Consider the following 14,032-nt stretch of genomic DNA (forward strand, 5'->3'; position numbering starts at 1 on the left):
CTCAAAATTCGACCGCTTGTGTTGGCTATTTTGCCGTTTTTCGTCGCAAATTGCGGTAGGCATAAACCAAAAGAGTCAGCATTACTAACAGATAAAACGGTAATAATTGAATGGAAATAGCGTTTGCGATCAAACCAAACAGCGGTGGTAGTAAAAGCACACCCACGTAGGCACTTGCCATTTGAATACCGATTACTGCCTGAGATTTATCTTCCCCGAAAAATTCAGGTGTGGAATGGATTAAACACGGGAAAATAGGGGCACAACCTAGCCCGATAATAATTAAGCTGACAAGGGTTACATATTTTCCAAAAGGTAAACAAAGCATTGCAATACCGATCAGAATTAAACCAAAACCCAGTTTAATCATTTGATGATTATTTAATTTTAACGTGAGAAAGCCGCTAATGCCTCGCCCAACAGTAATGCCGATAAAAAAGATACTGCCAAAGGCAGCAGCTTGTTCTAAGCCAACCTCTTTTACCATCACAAAATAGCTACTCGCCCAAAGCCCGGCAGTTTGTTCTACACCACAGTAGCCGATAAAGGCTAAAATGCCGTACTTCACACCCGGTAGTTTAATTGCTTCTTTTAGGCTGACCGGTTTTGCGGCTTCATTCATTTCCGCAGCGGTTTTCTTGCGAGATTTCCAAAAAGGTAGAGAACAAAATAAGATAACCGTTAGCCCGATTTGTAATAGAGAAATCGTGTAATAGCCACCTTCCCAGCCTCGACCTTGCAAGAGTGCAATACCTAAAATATGCGGACCAATAGATGCTCCTACGCCCCACATACAATGCAGCCAGCTCATATGTCGGCTGGCGTAATGAACTGCTACATAATTATTCAACGCTGCATCAACTGCCCCAGCTCCTAAGCCGTAAGGAATTGCCCATAGGCACAAAACCCAGAAAGAATCACTTATCGAAAAACCCCATAATGCGAGAGCAGTTAAAGCAACACTGATTACCATCACTTTGCCTGTGCCGAGATGGTAGGTGAGCTTATCCGACATCAGGCTTGAGGTAATAGTCCCAATCGACATAATCATTGAAACCACGCCCGCATAAGAAAGCGGCACAACAAGCTCTTGATGCATTGAAGGCCAAGCTGAGCCTAAAATAGCATCAGGCAAGCCTAAACTGATAAAACAGAGATAAATAATCGCAAGGAGAAGATTTGTCATAATGTTACAAGCGGTTGTTTTTAATAAAACTTTTACAAAAAAGTGGCTTAAGGATCTCCCTAAGCCACTTTTATTTTATGCTATTTTACTTCATCTAAATACGCTTTATTTGCACGTTCAAAGGTTTCTTGAACTTCCCTGCTAGGTGCTGGCGTAAACAGCGATACCACAATAATCATCACGGTTGCAGCAATAAAGCCCGGTATCATCGAATAAATTTCAGGTAAGGCAAATTTAAGTGTAATATCTGTCCAGAAATGGACGATTAACGCTCCTGTCAACATTCCTGCAATTGCCCCAAAACCGTTCATACGCTTCCAGAAAAGAGAAAGTAATACCACAGGTCCGAACGCTGAACCGAAGCCCGCCCATGCATTTCTGACTAAACCGAATACTTTGCTGTCCGGATCTTGAGCGATATAAATTGCAAGAGCAGCCACCGCAAGTACCATTAAACGGCTTAACCACACTAATTCTTTGTCTGTCGCTTTCGGGCGTAAAATGCCTTTATATAAATCTTCGGTAATCGCACTTGAACAAATCAGTAATTGAGCGGAAAGCGTGCTCATTACAGCAGCAAGAATGGCTGATAATAAAATACCGGCAACCCAAGGGTTAAATAGTAATTTTGCTAATTCAATAAAAATTTGTTCCGGGTTTTGGCTCACATTCTTTGCTTGTTCCGGATTACCGAAGAAATAAGCCATACCGAAATAGCCAATGCCAATCGCTCCTACCAAGCAAATAACCATCCATGTCATACTAATACGGCGTGCATTTTCAAGCGATTTCACACTTTCCGCTGCCATAAAACGCACCACGATATGTGGCTGACCAAAATAGCCAAGCCCCCACGCCATTAGGCTAATCACGGCTAAAATACTCGTGCCGGTAAAAATATCGTTATAATCTTTTTGTGCCATTTCGCCTGCACGATCGATTAAAGCTTGCATTTCATCAAAACCACCTAAGTTATACATTACAAACAGAGGCGTTAGAATTAAGGCAAAAACCATTAATGAGGCTTGGATGGTATCCGTCCAGCTTACCGCTAAAAAGCCACCAATAAAGGTGTAAAGAATGGTTGCCACCGCCCCATACCAAATTGCTTGGTGGTAAGGTAAGCCAAATAGGTTTTCAAATACTCTCGCACCGGCTACTACGCCTGATGCACAGTAAATTGCAAAAAAGAGTAAAAAAATGACCGCTGATAAAATCTTAATTAATTTCGTTTTATCACCAAAGCGGTTGTGGAAGTATTCGGGTAAGGTTAAAGCATCGCCGCTATGTTCGGTGTGAGAACGTAATCTGCCTGCTACTAATTTCCAGTTTAGATAAGCACCGATAGTTAAACCGATTGCAATCCAAGCTTCAATTAAACCGCCTGCATAGACTGCACCGGGCAATCCCATCAGCAACCAGCCCGACATATCTGAAGCACCTGCGGATAATGCTGTTACAAAACTACCTAAACGGCGACCACCTAAAATATAGTCTGAAAGATTATTTGTTACACGATAAGCAATAAATCCAATTGCAATCATACCCAAAATATAAACAACAAACATTATTGTTGTTGGGTCAAAACCAAACATTATGAATGAACCTCAAAATTTTAATTTTATAAAATATAATTTTTAAAGGGTGCAAGATTACCTGAAATAATCAAAATGGCAATACAAAATTATCGCCCACCTAGCTCGGCTGAAATTTTTTCTGCCGTTTCTTGAATAGCAGGTAGTAAATTTTCTTGCCCTAGCTGATTTAAACGAGCCGTTGAAAGCGAGACGGAAACCGCATAATGGACCTTCTGTTGATGATCAAAAATCGGGCAAGCAATACAAGAAACACCCAGCTCATTTTCTTCTGCATCCATCGCAAAACCGAGCTCACGAATGGTTTCCAGCTCTTTTTTCATTCCCTCAATCGTGGTAATGGTATTGATGGTAAGCTGTTGAATTACAGAGGATTTCGCTTGCCAATATTGGGGAATATAATCTTCGGAATCATAGGCTAAGAAAAGTTTACCCATACCAGAACAATATAGTTGCATCTGCTGCCCGATATAAGCTCTAGTTCGCATTAAGCCTGTGGTTGCCTCTAATTTATTAATGAGGATTGCGTGATCTTTCTCTCGCATCGCAAAATTAACCGTCTCGCCTAATTTTAAGTTCAATGCTTCTAAATGTGGTGCTGCAATGTGTAGGATATTAATTGAGCTTAAAGCCCTTTGCCCAATCGCTAAACATTTCGTAGTTAAACGATAACTGCCTGCTGTTGGAGCCGGGCGAACATAGCCTTCTTGCTGTAAGCCTTGCAATAAACGATGCACCGTACTTTTATTCAAGCTTGAAAGCTCAGCTAAGTGAGCTAACGGGCAACCATTAGGAAATTTTGCCAATAGTTCCAAAAGCGTTAAGCCACGAATTAGGCTTTGGTTTCCTGCAGATTCCTTTTCTTTTTTTTCTATCATCTTGATGCTCCCAAAATAATATGATTTAACGGCATATCCCAACGCTCTATCGGTAATTGTTCTACTTGCTGGCACTCATGAGCCAACCCCACACTTATAATATGAGGAGCTTGAGCAAGTGTTCTATCATAAAAACCACCTCCCATTCCTAACCGATTTCCTGCTTTATCGCACGCAACTAATGGTGTAAAAATCATCTCTAGTTCTTGTAAGGGAATGATATTTCTAACATCCGGCACAGGCTCTTGAATGCCCAAGCGGTTAAATTTTAGAATAGTTTTGCAATTGTAATTTACAAACAATAATTGACCGCTTGTAAAAGGGTGGAGAATAGGCAAATAGATTTTTTTTCCTTGCTCAAGTAAAATATTCATTAAAGGCAGTGGAGAAATTTCACCGTTAAAAGGCAAATAAAAAGCAATATGTGAGGCCTGATAAGATTCAATTAAAGGAATTGCTTGTGGAATAAGTGAGTAAGCAGCTTGTGCCTGTTGTAATGTAGTTAAACCTAAACGTTTAGCCCGCATTAATTGTCGTAATTGTTCACGGGAATGGCTACAATAATTAATGGAATTTTTCATATAAGTACCCGAGATGCCGCTACCAGTAATGGTCCTTGAACCAGTCGGTTCAAGGGAGTCAAACTTAATCACCTTTAGGCTTCTTACTTAAAGTAAGCTTGCTCACCGGCGGTTAGATGTTCAACTCAAAGTTTCAAATTATCGGCTCAGGGACGTAACTAATAACGCACACCCCAGGCAAGATTTATAGTAACGGAATTTAATGATTTTTCCTAGTCTTTAATCAGATAAATTGTAAATTTTCAGTTTCTTAGCTCTATTCCTAATCACTTAGCTTAAAAATCAACTACTTGATTGCAATTTACCTAACGAATTATCTAACTGCTCAATACAGGCGACTAATACATTTTTATTTTCTGCATTTTGGCGTTGAGCTTGCTCTAATTCATAATTTAAATTCAGTGCAACAATAGCAAGTACTTTTTCAAGTTGAATAATGCCAGACTGCTCTTTCAATACCGCTACACGCTCTTCCAAACGCTGTGCTGATGCCAATAAATTTTCTTGTTGTCCAACAGGACATTGCAAGCGTAACACCTGACCAAAAATCTGTAGTTCGATATTATTTGCAGACATAAATACGAAATCCTCACTTAATCGCAAAATTTTTGCTATATTATGCCATTCTTTAGCAAAATCACAATAATGCAATTATGGCTATGACAAATTCCCAAGAATTTAAACAACTTATTACTCAATTACAAATTGAAGATACCCCCGCGGAATTTCACGGTTTCTTATGCGGATTGATTGCAGGCGGCATTCAAGATGATTCGTGGAAAACCTTAACCTACCAATTTACCAATAACGGACATGCATTTTCAGTTGAACCATTAAAGCAACTGACTGAATTTTATCAACAGCTCACCGAAAGTTTCTCTCAAGCAAATACGCTATTTAGTCTATGGCTACCCGAAAATGAAGAAGATGGTTTTGCCCTTGCTGATGGTATTTCTGAATGGACAAACAGCTTCTTGCTGGGTTTAGGCGTTGCACAGCCCAAATTACAACAAGAAACCGATGAGGTGGGCGAGGCAATTGATGATTTAGATGAAATCGCCAAATTAGGGTACAATGAAGACGATAACAACGAAGAATTGCTAGAAGCCGGCGAAGAAGTGTTGGAATATTTACGAGTGTTAGCCTTATTCTTACATAGCCATTTTGCTTTAGGCGTACCTAAAACAGAAGAAAAGCCACAATTACATTAATACAAGCGGTCAAATTTCATCTATATTTTGCAAATTTTTCAATAAAAACGACCGCTTCATAATCAAAGGAAAAACCGATGTCTGAACTTAAAAATGATCGCTATTTAAAAGCTCTTTTGCGTGAACCTGTGGATATGACCCCTGTTTGGATGATGCGTCAAGCTGGGCGTTATTTACCTGAGTATAAAGCTACTCGTGCCGAGGCTGGTGATTTTATGTCACTCTGCCGTAATGCCGACTTAGCTTGTGAAGTTACTTTACAACCTTTACGTCGCTATGAATTAGATGCTGCAATTCTTTTCTCAGATATCCTCACTATTCCAGATGCAATGGGCTTAGATTTGAGTTTTGGTGCGGGCGAAGGTCCGAAATTTGCTCGCCCTGTGCAATCACTTGCTGATGTGAATAATCTACCTATTCCAGATCCTGAAGGCGAATTACAATATGTGATGAACGCCGTTCGCACCATTCGCCGTGAATTAAAAGGCGAAGTGCCGTTAATCGGCTTTTCCGGCAGCCCTTGGACTCTAGCAACCTATATGGTAGAAGGCGGTTCAAGCAAAGCGTTCACCAAAATCAAAAAAATGCTTTACGCTGATCCACAAATTCTGCACAAATTACTCGATAAATTAGCCGATAGCGTGATTTTATATTTAAATGCACAAATCAAAGCAGGGGCACAATCAGTAATGGTTTTCGATACTTGGGGTGGCGTATTGGCACACAACGATTATAAAGAGTTCTCTTTACGCTATATGCACAAAATTGTTGATGGGCTAATCCGTGAAAATGAAGGTCGTAAAGTGCCAGTTACTCTCTTTACCAAAGGTGGTGGCTTATGGTTAGAAGCCATTGCTGAAACAGGTTGCGATGCCATTGGATTAGACTGGACAGTCGATATTGCCGATGCCCGTAAACGTGTTGGCGATAAGGTTTCCCTTCAAGGCAATATGGATCCTAGTGTACTTTATGCAACACCTGAACGCATTGAGCAAGAAGTGAAAAATATTCTTGCCGGTTTTGGCAATGGCAGCGGACACGTCTTTAACCTAGGACATGGTATACACTTAGACGTACCGGTAGAAAGTCCGAAAGTATTTGTCGATGCAATTCATAACTACTCGAAGCAGTATCATAAATAACTCGAAAAAGCAGTTAAAAAAGTGGAAAAATTTATCCTAAAATGACCGCTTGCATATATAGGAAATAAAATGAGAAACCCAATTCATAAAAGAATGGAACGATTTGAACCTTGGCAGCACGTCACCTTTATGGCCTGCCTATGTGAGAGAATGTATCCTAATTATAAACTTTTTTGTGAAGTAACTGAACAATCTGAAAAAGCCAAAGTATTCCAAAATATTTTAAATTTAGTATGGGAATATTTAACCGTAAAAGGGGTAAAAATTAACTTCGACAACCAGTTGGAGAAATTAGAAGAAATTATCCCAAATGTGAACGAATATGAATTTTTTGGTGTCTTACCTGCACAGGAAGCTTGTGAGGCTCTATCTGAATTACTTCATAGTATTATTGCAGGCTCAACGCTTGAGCAAGCTATTCGCATCAGCCAAATTTCATTAGGTACTGTTGCAAGCTATTTAGAAATGCAGCAAGATAAAGAACTTAATGAACAAGAGCTAAAAAATTCTGATGACATTCAAGATGAGTTAGATGTGCAATGGCAAATTTATCGTTTACTCAACGAGTGTGAAAAACGTGATCTCGATCTCATTTTCGAGTTAAAAGATGAAATCAGAAATAGTGGGATTAGCAATATTGGATTAAATATTAACCAATAGCATTGATATTTATAAAATATTGCTTAATAATACTTTGAGAAATCTTCAGTTTGAATTAAGCTATGCCAAGGTTTCAATAACTTTTCTGACGTTTTACGTCATTTATTCAAAACACTATCTTAGAGGATAAAACTATGAACAAAACTGAGTTAATCGATGCTATCGCAGCAGGTGCAAACTTAACTAAGAAAGATGCTAAAGCAGCACTAGAAGCAACTCTTGATGCAATCTCTGCAAGCTTAAAAGCAGGTGATCCTGTTCAATTAATCGGCTTCGGTACATTTAAAGTAAATGAGCGTAAAGCACGTACTGGTCGTAATCCAAAAACCGGCGAAGAAATCAAAATTGCAGCGGCTAAAGTACCTGCATTTGTTTCAGGTAAAGCATTAAAAGACTTAGTAAAATAATTCTTTTAGTTCATAAAATAAAGTCTAGATAATATCTAGGCTTTATTTTTATTTATAAAAAAGCTCTGCATTCGCAGAGCTTTAAATTTAAACTAAATTATTTGCTATCTACAGCTTGTTTAACTTCTTCAGCCTTCGCTTCTGTCGCTTCTTTTAATTCAGCAGCTTTTTCAACTACTGTATTTTTCGCAGATTCTGCTTTATCTGCAGCTGCTTGAGCTGCATCTTTTAACTCTTCTGACTTAGCTTTGGTAGCTTCTTTAGCTTCTTCTGCTTTTTCAATTACTGCATTTTTTGCCGCTTCAGTTTTCTCTACAGAATATTTAGCTGCATCTTTTGCTGCCTCTTTTAGCTCTTCAACTTTAGCTTCAGTTGCTTCTTTAGCTTCTTTAGCCTTTTCAACTACTACATCTTTCGCCTCTTCAACTTTATCTGCAGTTGCTTTTGCAGCTTCCTGAGCTGCTGCTTTTACTTCCTCAGTTTTTGCTTCTGCGACTGCTTTTACTTCCGCAGCTTTCTCAGCTACTTCTACTTTTGCTTCAGCGGATTTCTCTGCAGTTGTTTTTGTTACTTGATCACAAGCTGCTAGAGTCATAGTTGTAGCTAATACTAATAAAGATAATAATGATTTTTTCATTCTAAGATCCTCAAATTAAATACATCCCACATGGATGTATTTAATGAGTCATAATAAAAGTTAAAAAGTTCAGAATTAATTAAAAAAATGCCTACTAGTCAAAAAGTCAAAACTAATAGGCATTGATGATTACTTATACATTTGTCGGTCTGGATGCAGATTGAACCTGACTCACTGCACTCGTATAACCACCAAATCCTTTTCCATAGAAATAGTATTTAGAACCTTGCCACTCAGATACATGAGCAATACCCAATGATTCAGTAGGCGAACTAGCAACTGTCATTTCTGACGTTGTATGCTCTACACGAGAGAAGGTCCCTAATCTACCATTAAATGTATAGTTACTTTCATAAGTTGATACGGGAACTTCAATCGTTGTTCTTGCCCTATCATCCACAATTGCTGGTGCTACAGTAGCTTTTGATTGGAACTTACCAACACGCTCATTTTTCTCTTTTACAAGATCACGCTCTGAAGGCTGAGCGACCACACTACCAAATGGAGCAATGTGCTCTTCCACCTTGGAGATTTCCAGAGTTGGATTATCCTCTTTTGGTTTAGAATGCTCTTCTAACTTTTCCTTTACTAAGTCACGATTAGTCGGTTGAGTAATAAAACCACCTAATGGACTCAGAGTTTGAGCTTGTTTCTCAATCGGTTTTTTCTCAATCTCAGTTAATTTAGACTCTTGCTGCTCTAATATTTGATCAACTGATAAGAATTGTGGTTTTTCTTCCGATTTAATCGAAGTAGCGAATTGCACCCATACTTTTCCACTTGCCAATTCAGGAGAAGCAACTGCCGATGTCAAAGGCATTGGTGAAACTACATTATTACGTTGATTATCACGACGACGCTGGTTTCCCACACGTAAATGGCGAGGTAAACGACGCTGCTGGCGGTTATTTTCACGTATCTCTGTGCTATTTTGCTCAACCGTTTCTTGTGAAACAAGCGGTTGATTTTTAGCAATATGTTGCACATTTACCGTTTCAGGTTGTTTTACCACAGGCTCTGAAACGATACTGTTTTCCATAACAACATCTGCACTTTCTATACGAACTTTCTTACGTAAATCACGACGCTGGCGACGTTCAGTTTGATTTTCACGCTGAGTTGTACGAGTTTCCTGGGCCTCTATTACCCCTGAAATTTCTTCTACTACCGGACGGCGAGCTTTTTTCTCTGTGCGAATAGGTTTTTCTTCTTGTGAAGCTATTTGACTTTGTTGCTGTTTACGTTCTTGACTTTCCGCCTTGGTATTTCGACTAGGGCGTTCACGACGCTGACGACGATCACGCTGATTACGCGATTTTGATTTAGGCTTTTTCTCTTCTTTTTTCTCTTCTGTAAACCAACCTTTAATCGTTGCAATTAGACGACTAAATAGCGATGGCTTAGATGGTTTTACTGGCACTGGTGCTGGTTGAATATTCAACTCTGTACTTTGCAACACAGATTCAACGGTAATCACAGGCTCGTTACGAGTAACTAACACATCTTCGTGATGTTGATGATTGCAATGTTCATCCTCTGTACGAGCTTCATAATGTTTAGTTAGATCGTAGCTCAAAGTCGGCGTTATTTCGTTTTCACGTAAGCGATATACTGCAAAGTGTGGAGTTTCCATACTTTCAGACGGCACAACTACAATTTGTACATCGTGGCGTTTTTCAATGCTTGAAATCGCTTTACGTTTTTCGTTTAATAGATAAGTTGCAATTTGTACAGGCACAATAGTATGAACCTGTGCTGTATTTTCTTTGATCGCCTCTTCTTCTAATAAACGTAAGATTGAAAGGGCAATAGACTCATTATCACGCACTTTACCTGTGCCTTGGCAGCGAGGACAGATGTGAGATGAGGCCTCACTTAATGATGGACTTAAACGCTGACGACTCATTTCTAACAAACCGAAACGAGAGATGCGAGCGAACTGAATTCTTGCACGGTCTTGGCGTGTGGCTTCACGAATGCGGTTTTCCACTTCACGTTGGTGGCGAACCGGCGTCATATCGATAAAGTCGATCACAATCAAACCACCCAAGTCACGCAGGCGTAACTGGCGTGCGATTTCGTCTGCTGCTTCTAAGTTAGTGTTTAGTGCGGTTTCTTCGATATCGCCGCCACGGGTTGAGCGTGAAGAGTTGATGTCGATAGCAGTTAAGGCTTCGGTAACATCAATTACAATCGAGCCGCCAGATGGCAAGCGAACTTCACGCTGGAATGCCGATTCGATTTGCGATTCGATTTGATAATGACTGAATAGCGGTACTTCACCTTCGTATAAACGCACACGGTTGATGAAATCTGGGCGAACCAAACGGATATGGTTTTTCGCTTTCTCGAACACTTTTTTGTTGTCGATTAAGATTTCGCCAATATCACGGCGGAGATAATCACGAATGGCTCGTACGATTACATCACTTTCTTGGTGAATTAAGAACGGAGCAGGGCGAGATTCCGCCGCTTTTTTAATCGCCTCCCAATGGTGCAACAGCACTTTTAAGTCCCACTGCAACTCTTCAGGAGATTTGCCCACACCTGCGGTACGTACAATTAAGCCAACATCTTCAGGCACTTCTAAGCAGTCTAAAGCCTCTTTTAGCTCTAAACGCTCATCGCCTTCAATACGGCGAGAAATACCACCCGCACGTGGGTTGTTTGGCATTAACACTAAGTAACTACCTGCAAGAGAAATAAACGTAGTTAAGGCTGCACCTTTATTACCACGCTCTTCTTTGCTGACTTGAACAATAACTTCTTGTCCTTCTTGGATAATATCCTTGATATTCGGACGACCGTTAAACACATAGTTTGACGGGAAGTATTCACGGGAAATTTCTTTTAAAGGTAGGAAGCCATGGCGTTCTGCACCGTAATCAACGAATGCTGCCTCAAGGCTTGGTTCAACACGGGTAATTTTACCCTTGTAGATATTGGATTTTTTCTGTTCGTGACCCGGGCTTTCAATATCCAAGTCGAATAAACGTTGCCCATCAACAAGGGCAACACGCAACTCTTCTTTTTGAGTTGCATTAATTAACATTCTTTTCATTGTGTTTTCTCATTATTGTTTCATTTTACACGGGCTGTTTACCCATCTGTCAGGAATGTGTTTTTATGTCTATCTCACGACTGTCTTAATTCCTGATAAAAGTGCTGATAGTTGTCTTATGTTTACTTTTTCTTGTCTCAAAGAAACTGCAAAATCAATCACTTGTGGCTTACTAAACATTTCAGCAAGCGGTTATTTTTTGCCAAAAACTTGCAAATTTTCCGTTGCTTTTCATAGGCAAAAGTAACGAAGCATTATCGCATTTTACCCTCTAAAAAAGCAAGGTAATTATTGGTGTTAAGGGATGATGTTATTGTAGTTTTAATCTCTTTGAAGAGAGGCTTTCGATCGCATGTTACACTAAATCTTATGATAAACTAAGATGATTAATTAGGTTATCGCTATAGCCAAGTGTAGAGAATAGACAACCCATAGTTGCCTATTCTCATGAATATTAATAATTAGGCTAATTTTATTAATTTAGTTGATTAAATAAAGGTTTCATTACTTTTTCTTCTTGATAAATTCGGATACACAATACTAGTAAATAAAGAGGAAAAAGGTAAATTAACGTATTCCAAGCATGGCAAAGGAAGACTACACCAATTAACTCTGGTAAAATATTTAAAAAATAGTTGGGGTGTTTTATTGTTCTAAAAAGTATTGAGGTATTGATTTTATGGTTTGGCAAAATATAAAGTTTTACTGTCCATATTTCTTTTAACTGAGAGATTACCCAGAACAATGCAATATAAGCTAATAGCATTATTATAAAGCCTAAAGAGCTAAAAGAATCCCATGTATAGAAAAAGTAATTTGCCTCAAAAATTGCAGAAAAATAAAATAAAACATGCAGGATTGAGAGTAAAATTGAATTTTTTTTACCATATTGCACAGCCCCATCTCTAATTAATTTTTTTTCATTTCTAATTGAAATGCTAAGGCTATATAAGCGGACAATAAAAAAGATTATAAAGATTAAATTAACCAACAGCATAAATTCTCCTTTTAAAGTATTATGAAAACAAATTAACCACAGAATATATAAATCCATTAAAAGCAAGGCTTTTAAAATTTATAATAAATTTAACCATTTGCGTTTATTAGGGAATTCTGTGGTTAATTAATATTATAGACCAAGCTGGTCCCAAATTTCATCAATGCGTTTTACCACATTTTCATCTTTTTGAATTGGCACACCCCACTCTCTGCTGGTTTCGCCAGCCCATTTGTTGGTGGCGTCAATCCCCATTTTTGAGCCAAGTCCGGCAATTGGCGAGGCGAAATCGAGATAATCAATCGGCGTGTTTTCAATCATTGTGGTATCTCGAGCGGGGTCGCAGCGGGTGGTGATCGCCCAAATCACATCTTTCCAATCACGAGCGTTCACATCGTCATCGCACACAATCACGAATTTGGTGTACATAAACTGACGAAGGAACGACCAAACTCCCATCATTACTCGCTTGGCGTGTCCTGCGTATTGTTTTTTGATCGTTACCACTGCAAGGCGATAAGAACAGCCCTCTGGCGGCAGGTAGAAATCCATTATTTCAGGAAATTGTTTCTGCAAAATCGGAATAAAGACTTCGTTCAACGCTTCGCCTAACACCGCTGGTTCATCGGGCGGTCTGCCGGTGTATGTGCTATGATAAATCGCATCTTTTCGCATTGTAATGTGGGTGACGGTGAAAACTGGGAAATATTCCTGCTCGTTGTAGTAGCCCGTGTGGTCGCCGTACGGGCCCTCGAGAGCAGTTTCATTCAGGTCGATATAGCCCTCCAGCACGATTTCCGCACTTGCCGGCACTTCCAAATCGTTAGAAATGGATTTCACCACTTCCGTTTTATGCCCACGCAACAGCCCTGCGAACGCATATTCCGATAGCGTGTCAGGAATTGGCGTGACCGCAGCTAAAATGGTTGCAGGGTCGGCGCCAATCGCTACCGAAACCGGGAACGGTTTATCAGGGTTTTCCGCTTTCCACTCTTGAAAATCCAAGGCTCCGCCACGATGCGAAAGCCAACGCATAATCAGCTTGTTTTTACCGATAAGTTGTTGGCGGTAAATGCCTAAATTTTGGCGTTTTTTGTAAGGTCCTTGCGTAATTGTTAGCCCCCAAGTGACAAGCGGGGCAACATCGCCTTTCCAGCAATGCATAATCGGTAATTTGGTGAGATCCACTTCATCGCCTGAAATCACGACCTGCTGACACTCTGCTTTGCCCAGCACTTTCGGCGGCATATTGAGAATTTGCTTCCATTGCGGCAACTGCCCGATCAAATCTTTAAAGCCTTTTGGCGGTTCAGGTTCCTTGAGAAACGCCAACAACTTACCGAGTTCTCGCAGGGCTTTGGTATCTTCTTGCCCCATTCCCATCGCCACTCGTTTTGGTGTACCGAACAGATTACACAACACCGGAATTTCGCTGCCTTTCGGGTTTTCAAACAGCAATGCCGGGCCGCCTTTTCGCAAAGTACGGTCGGCAATTTCGGTCATTTCCAAATAAGGATCGATCTCTTGCTTAATGCGAACTAATTCGTCTTGAGCTTCGAGCAAATCTAAAAATTCTCGTAGGTTTTTATATTTCATAGCGGTCTGTTTTGTTGAATTTTTTGCAAGTATATAGAAAAAAAACAGCGAAAAATACCCATAAAAAAATTATAGAAAATT

13 protein-coding genes and 1 other RNA gene are annotated in these 14,032 nt (G+C 39.7%); 4 read left to right on the top strand and 10 right to left on the bottom strand.

Going from position 1 to position 14,032, the window contains the following annotated elements; genetic code table 11:
- Positions 1-25 precede the first annotated feature (25 nt).
- The 6 genes from A6B40_RS04470 to A6B40_RS04495 all read right to left on the bottom strand — a co-directional run bounded on the left by A6B40_RS04470 (position 26) and on the right by A6B40_RS04495 (position 4,816).
- Entirely contained in the window at positions 26-1,186 is a 1,161-nt protein-coding gene (locus A6B40_RS04470; protein ID WP_176671696.1) for an MFS transporter, read from the bottom strand.
- An 80-nt stretch (positions 1,187-1,266) separates the two neighbouring features.
- Positions 1,267-2,781, bottom strand: a complete 1,515-nt coding sequence (gene putP, locus A6B40_RS04475) for a sodium/proline symporter PutP (RefSeq protein ID WP_176671697.1) — start codon at positions 2,779-2,781, stop codon at positions 1,267-1,269.
- A gap of 89 nt (positions 2,782-2,870) precedes the next feature.
- Entirely contained in the window at positions 2,871-3,659 is a 789-nt protein-coding gene (locus A6B40_RS04480) for an IclR family transcriptional regulator (protein WP_025217935.1), read from the bottom strand.
- The gene (locus A6B40_RS04485) at positions 3,656-4,240 is read right to left on the bottom strand and encodes a 5-formyltetrahydrofolate cyclo-ligase (RefSeq protein ID WP_176671698.1); all 585 of its coding nucleotides are present in this window, start codon (positions 4,238-4,240) and stop codon (positions 3,656-3,658) included. Before A6B40_RS04485 ends, A6B40_RS04480 begins: the two co-directional genes overlap by 4 nt.
- Position 4,241: 1 nt before the next feature.
- Positions 4,242-4,423: non-coding RNA, 6S RNA (gene ssrS, locus A6B40_RS04490), on the bottom strand.
- A gap of 99 nt (positions 4,424-4,522) precedes the next feature.
- Complete coding sequence (locus A6B40_RS04495) at positions 4,523-4,816, bottom strand: cell division protein ZapA (RefSeq protein ID WP_025217937.1); 294 nt, start codon at positions 4,814-4,816, stop codon at positions 4,523-4,525.
- Positions 4,817-4,893: 77 nt separating this feature from the next.
- On the opposite strand from A6B40_RS04495, the gene A6B40_RS04500 reads away from it, so the two are divergent.
- The 4 genes from A6B40_RS04500 to A6B40_RS04515 all read left to right on the top strand — a co-directional run bounded on the left by A6B40_RS04500 (position 4,894) and on the right by A6B40_RS04515 (position 7,660).
- Complete coding sequence (locus A6B40_RS04500; protein WP_112110091.1) at positions 4,894-5,451, top strand: UPF0149 family protein; 558 nt, start codon at positions 4,894-4,896, stop codon at positions 5,449-5,451.
- A 77-nt stretch (positions 5,452-5,528) separates the two neighbouring features.
- Positions 5,529-6,593, top strand: coding sequence for a uroporphyrinogen decarboxylase (hemE, locus tag A6B40_RS04505; protein ID WP_025248172.1), 1,065 nt, complete (start codon positions 5,529-5,531; stop codon positions 6,591-6,593).
- Between the two features lie 69 nt (positions 6,594-6,662).
- A complete protein-coding gene (locus A6B40_RS04510) occupies positions 6,663-7,253 on the top strand; it encodes a YjaG family protein (RefSeq protein WP_025217940.1) in 591 nt (196 codons plus the stop codon).
- Positions 7,254-7,387: 134 nt separating this feature from the next.
- Positions 7,388-7,660 (top strand): HU family DNA-binding protein, encoded by a 273-nt coding sequence (locus tag A6B40_RS04515; RefSeq protein WP_025235351.1) that lies wholly within the window; start codon positions 7,388-7,390, stop codon positions 7,658-7,660.
- Between the two features lie 97 nt (positions 7,661-7,757).
- Here the strand turns inward: A6B40_RS04515 and A6B40_RS04520 are convergent, their stop codons facing one another.
- The 4 genes from A6B40_RS04520 to ubiD form a co-directional block, all read right to left on the bottom strand.
- Entirely contained in the window at positions 7,758-8,297 is a 540-nt protein-coding gene (locus tag A6B40_RS04520; protein WP_176671699.1) for a hypothetical protein, read from the bottom strand.
- A 133-nt stretch (positions 8,298-8,430) separates the two neighbouring features.
- Positions 8,431-11,358 (bottom strand): ribonuclease E, encoded by a 2,928-nt coding sequence (rne, locus tag A6B40_RS04525; RefSeq protein ID WP_176671700.1) that lies wholly within the window; start codon positions 11,356-11,358, stop codon positions 8,431-8,433.
- A gap of 475 nt (positions 11,359-11,833) precedes the next feature.
- Positions 11,834-12,355 (bottom strand): isoprenylcysteine carboxyl methyltransferase family protein, encoded by a 522-nt coding sequence (locus A6B40_RS04530; protein WP_025217944.1) that lies wholly within the window; start codon positions 12,353-12,355, stop codon positions 11,834-11,836.
- Positions 12,356-12,487: 132 nt separating this feature from the next.
- Positions 12,488-13,951 (bottom strand): 4-hydroxy-3-polyprenylbenzoate decarboxylase, encoded by a 1,464-nt coding sequence (gene ubiD, locus A6B40_RS04535; protein ID WP_176671701.1) that lies wholly within the window; start codon positions 13,949-13,951, stop codon positions 12,488-12,490.
- Positions 13,952-14,032 lie beyond the last annotated feature (81 nt).

The organism is Mannheimia varigena, assembly GCF_013377235.1.
GTDB lineage: Bacteria > Pseudomonadota > Gammaproteobacteria > Enterobacterales > Pasteurellaceae > Mannheimia > Mannheimia varigena.

What these genes read in the sequence shown, in the direction of transcription:
- putP (WP_176671697.1), bottom strand. Translation starts at nt 2,781, where the DNA reads ATGTTTGGTTTTGACCCAACAACAATAATGTTTGTTGTTTATATTTTG.
- A6B40_RS04470 (WP_176671696.1), bottom strand. Translation starts at nt 1,186, where the DNA reads ATGACAAATCTTCTCCTTGCGATTATTTATCTCTGTTTTATCAGTTTA.
- A6B40_RS04480 (WP_025217935.1), bottom strand. Translation starts at nt 3,659, where the DNA reads ATGATAGAAAAAAAAGAAAAGGAATCTGCAGGAAACCAAAGCCTAATT.
- A6B40_RS04530 (WP_025217944.1), bottom strand. Translation starts at nt 12,355, where the DNA reads ATGCTGTTGGTTAATTTAATCTTTATAATCTTTTTTATTGTCCGCTTA.
- A6B40_RS04520 (WP_176671699.1), bottom strand. Translation starts at nt 8,297, where the DNA reads ATGAAAAAATCATTATTATCTTTATTAGTATTAGCTACAACTATGACT.
- rne (WP_176671700.1), bottom strand. Translation starts at nt 11,358, where the DNA reads ATGAAAAGAATGTTAATTAATGCAACTCAAAAAGAAGAGTTGCGTGTT.
- hemE (WP_025248172.1), top strand. Translation starts at nt 5,529, where the DNA reads ATGTCTGAACTTAAAAATGATCGCTATTTAAAAGCTCTTTTGCGTGAA.
- A6B40_RS04515 (WP_025235351.1), top strand. Translation starts at nt 7,388, where the DNA reads ATGAACAAAACTGAGTTAATCGATGCTATCGCAGCAGGTGCAAACTTA.
- A6B40_RS04500 (WP_112110091.1), top strand. Translation starts at nt 4,894, where the DNA reads ATGGCTATGACAAATTCCCAAGAATTTAAACAACTTATTACTCAATTA.
- A6B40_RS04510 (WP_025217940.1), top strand. Translation starts at nt 6,663, where the DNA reads ATGAGAAACCCAATTCATAAAAGAATGGAACGATTTGAACCTTGGCAG.
- ubiD (WP_176671701.1), bottom strand. Translation starts at nt 13,951, where the DNA reads ATGAAATATAAAAACCTACGAGAATTTTTAGATTTGCTCGAAGCTCAA.
- A6B40_RS04495 (WP_025217937.1), bottom strand. Translation starts at nt 4,816, where the DNA reads ATGTCTGCAAATAATATCGAACTACAGATTTTTGGTCAGGTGTTACGC.
- A6B40_RS04485 (WP_176671698.1), bottom strand. Translation starts at nt 4,240, where the DNA reads ATGAAAAATTCCATTAATTATTGTAGCCATTCCCGTGAACAATTACGA.